At 43.9% G+C, this 4,786-nt stretch carries 3 protein-coding genes, 1 tRNA gene and 1 riboswitch; of the genes, 1 reads left to right on the top strand and 3 read right to left on the bottom strand.

Annotated features, from left to right (window positions below; all coding sequences use genetic code 11):
• Nucleotides 1-135: 135 nt before the first annotated feature.
• The gene (locus HMPREF9065_RS00065) at nucleotides 136-1,191 is read right to left on the bottom strand and encodes an ABC transporter substrate-binding protein (protein ID WP_021617151.1); all 1,056 of its coding nucleotides are present in this window, start codon (nucleotides 1,189-1,191) and stop codon (nucleotides 136-138) included.
• A gap of 83 nt (nucleotides 1,192-1,274) precedes the next feature.
• A riboswitch (TPP riboswitch) is annotated at nucleotides 1,275-1,377 on the bottom strand.
• A gap of 254 nt (nucleotides 1,378-1,631) precedes the next feature.
• Between HMPREF9065_RS00065 and HMPREF9065_RS00070 the strand changes: the two genes are divergently transcribed.
• A tRNA-Met gene (locus HMPREF9065_RS00070) sits at nucleotides 1,632-1,708 on the top strand.
• Nucleotides 1,709-1,831: 123 nt separating this feature from the next.
• On the opposite strand, the gene HMPREF9065_RS00075 is transcribed toward HMPREF9065_RS00070, so the two are convergent.
• Together HMPREF9065_RS00075 and HMPREF9065_RS00080 are read right to left on the bottom strand one after the other, a co-directional pair.
• On the bottom strand, nucleotides 1,832-3,619 hold the full coding sequence (locus HMPREF9065_RS00075) for an AMP-dependent synthetase/ligase (protein ID WP_021617150.1): 1,788 nt from the start codon (nucleotides 3,617-3,619) through the stop codon (nucleotides 1,832-1,834).
• 236 nt (nucleotides 3,620-3,855) lie between these two features.
• Nucleotides 3,856-4,786: autotransporter outer membrane beta-barrel domain-containing protein (locus HMPREF9065_RS00080; RefSeq protein ID WP_021617149.1), on the bottom strand; the 931-nt coding region annotated here is incomplete at its 5' end.

Genomic DNA, 4,786 nt, shown 5'->3' with positions numbered 1-4,786 from the left:
AAAAAAAATGGAATTTTGGCTAAAATTTTCGGATCTTTGAAGTTGGTCACAAAACTGGGGAGGCGGAGAGCAACGAAAAAACCATGGTATGGCGTAATGAGCACGTTGCTCTCCCAACGTAAGAATGAGGTGAAATTATTTTTCTTCTTGCGTGATTTTAACCCAACGTTCAATGAGGCGTTTGCTTTCTGCATCGGCACCAAAGCGGATGAAGTCAATATCCAATAACTTCAGTTTTGTTGGATCGCTGGCTTTCGGGGACGCCTTAGCGTGAATGTTCGTTGGAATTTGATAAGAATCGGATTCACGCCATGGAATTTCTTGTGCTTCCGCATCGAGGACGAAATCCACGAAGTGTTTGGCATTTTCAAGATTGCGTGCACCCTTGATAATGCTGACCGCACCCAGTGTGTAGCCCACGCCTTCACAAGGCAAAATGCCTTTTACCGGTGCGCCTTTGTCTTTTTCACGCACATAACTATGCATAAAGGAAACATCTACACTCACTTCACCGGTGGATAAATTACCGGTGGCTAAACCGCTCTTGGAATATTGCGCCACGTTCGCATTGAGTTTTTTCAAGTAATCAAAGGCTTTTTCTTCGCCCCAAAGCTGCACTAATGTCGTCAGAAAAGAATAGCCTGTGCCGGATACGCGGGGATCGGCATATTGAATTTGATTTTTGAATTCTGGCTTAAGTAAATCGGCGAAACATTTCGGTTCCGGAATATTAAGCTGTTTTAATTTTTCTGTATTTACGCCGATGGCAACTTCCATTAAATAGATAATTGACGTGTAGTCGCCCCGTTCATCCATTAATTTTTTGAACTGTGGCATGATGTCTTTTTGTAATGGGGAGCGATAAATTGCCAGCAAGCCTTGATCAGCGGCTTGTAAGTGCGGTTCAAAGGTGCCGCCAAACCATACATCTGCCTGTGGATTGTCTTTTTCCGCTTTGATTTTACCCAGTACGGTGCCGGTGCTGTTGCGTACAAATTGGGTGTCAACATGATATTTTTCGGCAAAGCGTTTTGTGACTTTTTCACAGGTGACATTTTGCACGCTGCAATACACGGTGAGTTTGCCTTCCGCTTGGGCGTTTTGCGTATAAAACAGCATTGGAAGCAAGCAAAGTGCGGTGGTTTTTAAGGTCGTTTTTAAAAGGGAATCATTTTTAGCAAGCATGGTCATTGATCTAATCCTTGATGAGATTGAAAAATAAAACCAGCTAACAACTCAACGGGGGAAATCGGCTGAAAGACGCCATAGAAGCAGAGTGAAGTGCATTAGTTTCCTACGTCAGTGCTAACTGTATCAGGTTCACGGGTATTTCTCAGCTTCGTTATTTAAGCGAACGAAGCACCCCGACTAACGTGCACTACTATAAAATGTTACTTCGTGTTTGTAAATGTTTTGTTATGTTTCATCTTATTGTTTTTTCTGACTTTCCCTTTCTTTCGGTAGAGACAGCCTATGTCTTAACAGACTGTCTTAATAGACCGCGATTCATCAAAAAACGATAAATTCACAGGGATAATGTGTGAATTATGTCCAATTTCAAGCCGGACGCGATTATTTTTAAATTTAAACTTGCAATTTATTTTGAAATGAGTACAATAGCCCACCTCAATCGCGGGGTGGAGCAGCTTGGTAGCTCGTCGGGCTCATAACCCGAAGGTCGTCGGTTCAAATCCGGCCCCCGCAACCATTTTTCATGATGTAACTTCTTTTTAAGACCTGTTTTGATGTTTTTCAAAACAGGTTTTTTTCTTTTCTCGTCTTTATTTTGATTGGCGTGAGGAAATCATATTCTTGCCCACGCCATCAATTATCAACTATACATCGCCTCAATTTGCGCTTGATAGCGTTGCAAAATAACCTTTCGGCGTAATTTTAAGGTAGGGGTAATTTCTTCCAGCTGCGTACTAAACGCCTGAGGCAACAGGGTAAACCGTTTGATTTGCTCCCAACCTGCAAGCTCTTTTTGTAACTCGTTGATTCGCTGTTCTAACATTTGCAAAATCTCGGAATGTTTGAGCAATTCCAACCGATCTTGATATTTGATGTTGACCTGTTTGGCGTATTCCTCAAGGGCAGCATAGCAAGGCACGATAAGGGCGGAGACATATTTTTTGGCATCAGCAATAACCGCGATTTGTTCAATGAATTTGTCTTTGCCGATTTTGCTTTCCAACACTTGCGGTGCGATATATTTGCCGTTGGACGTCTTCATTAATTCTTTAATGCGGTCGGTGATGTATAAATTCCCCTCGGCATCAAATTCGCCGGCATCACCGGTTTTTAAAAAACCGTCGGCGGTGAAGGCCTCAGCGGTTTCTTGTGGTTTTTTGTAATACCCTTTCATCACCATGCCACCGCGTACGAGAATCTCGTTATTTTCGCCAATTTTGACTTCTGCGCCCGGCATTAAGCGACCGATGGAATTGGCGTTAAAGTGAAGATCATCCCAGCAGGAAACCGTCGCGGTGGTTTCTGTCATGCCGTAACCCAGCTTAATGTTCAAGCCGATGCTGTGGAAGAATAAGCCGATAGTCGGTTCCAATTTGGCGCCGCCACATGGCATCATGCGAATGCGCCCACCGAGTAGCGCGCGCAATTTGCCAAGTACTAGCTTATTGGCGAGGGCATACTGTTGTTTTAACAAAAAGCCGATTTTTTGCTCTTTGGCAAGAGCATCGAAATGCTGATGTCCAACGTCCATCGCCCAATGAAAAATACGTTGGCGAAGTTTTGGCGCATGATGGACTTTGTCTAAAATGGCCGTATAAATTTTTTCGTAAAACCGTGGCACGGCACACATTAAGGTTGGACGAATATCCGTCAAGGCCGACCGCACTTGATTGGTGTCTTCAATGTAACAGTTGGTCGCACCGCGATGGAGCACATAAGCCACCCAAGCGCGCTCAAAAATATGCGATAAGGGTAAGAAGGAAAGAGAGACATCGGTATCATCGACTTTTAGCGCCTGATCGTGGGCATTGAGTTGGTGCGCTAAATTCGCGTAATCCAACATCACGCCTTTCGGCTCACCGGTCGTACCGGAGGTGTAAATCAGTGTAAACAAATCCTCCAAGCACTTGCCATCCAATCGCTGTTGTAATTCCGCCTGATATTGCTCGTCGGCCATCTCGATAAAGTCTTGCCAGTGGCAGGCTTTGATGTGTTCATGCAAATGGATCGTACTTTTCATTGCCACGATTTTTTCCAGTTTTGGGCATTCATTGACGATTTCCAATACTTGATCATATTGTTCTTGGTCGCCTATGAAAATGATCTTCATATCTGCATTGTTGATAATGAATTGGGCTTGTTTTGCTGTGTTCGTGGCATAAATCGGCACGGTGACAGCACGCACTTGCAATGCGCCGATGTCGGTAATCGTCCAACGCGGCATATTGTGTGAAAAAATACCGATTTTATCTTGAATATCAATATGATTTGCTAATAACGCTAAGGAAATTTGGTCAATTTGTTGTTGAAACTCTGACCAAGAGATAGACAGCCAGTTGTTGTCTTTGAAGTAACGAAGTGCGGTGCGATTTGCCAACGTTTTGGCTTGGGTACGCACACGGTGAATAAAATGAAAATTGAGATCCATGGTTAAAAAATCCAAATTCAGCTAACAGTTGTGCGCTAATATAGCGGATTGAAGCGCAAAACTCTAGCCATAAAAACAATGAATAGGCATACACGGCAAGCAAGTTTATCTATGCAATGATCTTGCTTTTAGAACGACAAAGTGCGGTGAAAAAAATAAGCGTTTTTCTGTTGGCAAGAAAAACGCTTATGGCTTTTATAAACGTTCAGACGGAATCTGAAAATGAACGGTTTAAACTACCATTGGAAACGATAGACGGCTTGTACACCAAATGGTTGCTTGATGTGTTTGCCATCAGCGCGATTCACTTCTAAACCAATGCGGTGATTGCCCAAACCGGCATTAAAACCGATCGCACTTGTGAAACGATCGCGATAACTTTCTACATTGAGTTGAGTACCACGGTAGTTAATGTCGCTCTGGTGGTGGCGCGTCGTGATCGCATTTGCTTCGGCATAAGGTTGAAGTTTCCATCCTTGCTTCAACTCGAAGGTTTTGGCAAGGCGTAAACCGACACGAGAAGAAATGGCGGATAGGCTATCTTCTTTTTCTTTACCGTTAATATGTGTCCAAGCCAATTGCGCTTGTGGGGTCACGGTCCATGCACCGGCTAATTGGAATTGTTTGCCGATTTCACTGCTTAACGTGTAAGCGTTGTAACGCTGTTTTTCCGTATGATTCGAGTCGGCGGTTAAGCGACTATATTGTGCGATATTATCTAAATAGACACCATTGTCAGCCATATAAGTCCCGTAAACCCCAATGGTTTGTCCTTTCACTTTTCCGTTGCCGTAATGATTGTTGAAGTCAATAGTGGCTTGGCTGTGTCCGACAAATCCGCCTAAACGCACCTTATCCGTCGCTGCTGCATCCGCACCAATTTGTAAGCTATGTACATTTTGCTTAAAGCCGGAAGTTTGACTTTCACCCGTTGAAAGTGCGGTGAGTTTTTGATGTGAATTGACGTTTCTCACCCAAATATTGCCTTTCGCACCGGTTCTGATTTCACCTAAACGTTGGTGAATGCCGTTTAATTCATTTTCGACCATCAGTAATTCCGCTTGGCGAAGAGACACTTGTGCGTTTGCGCTCTCAAGTAGTTGTGCGGTCGCCGGTAAGGATGGTGTAATATTTGGCTGTGGCTGTGGCTGTGGCTGTGGCTGTGGC

The organism is Aggregatibacter sp. oral taxon 458 str. W10330 (genome assembly GCF_000466335.1).
Lineage (GTDB): Bacteria > Pseudomonadota > Gammaproteobacteria > Enterobacterales > Pasteurellaceae > Aggregatibacter.
Note: the sequence above shows the minus strand (reverse complement) of the source record. Positions and strands in the feature narration are given on the sequence as shown.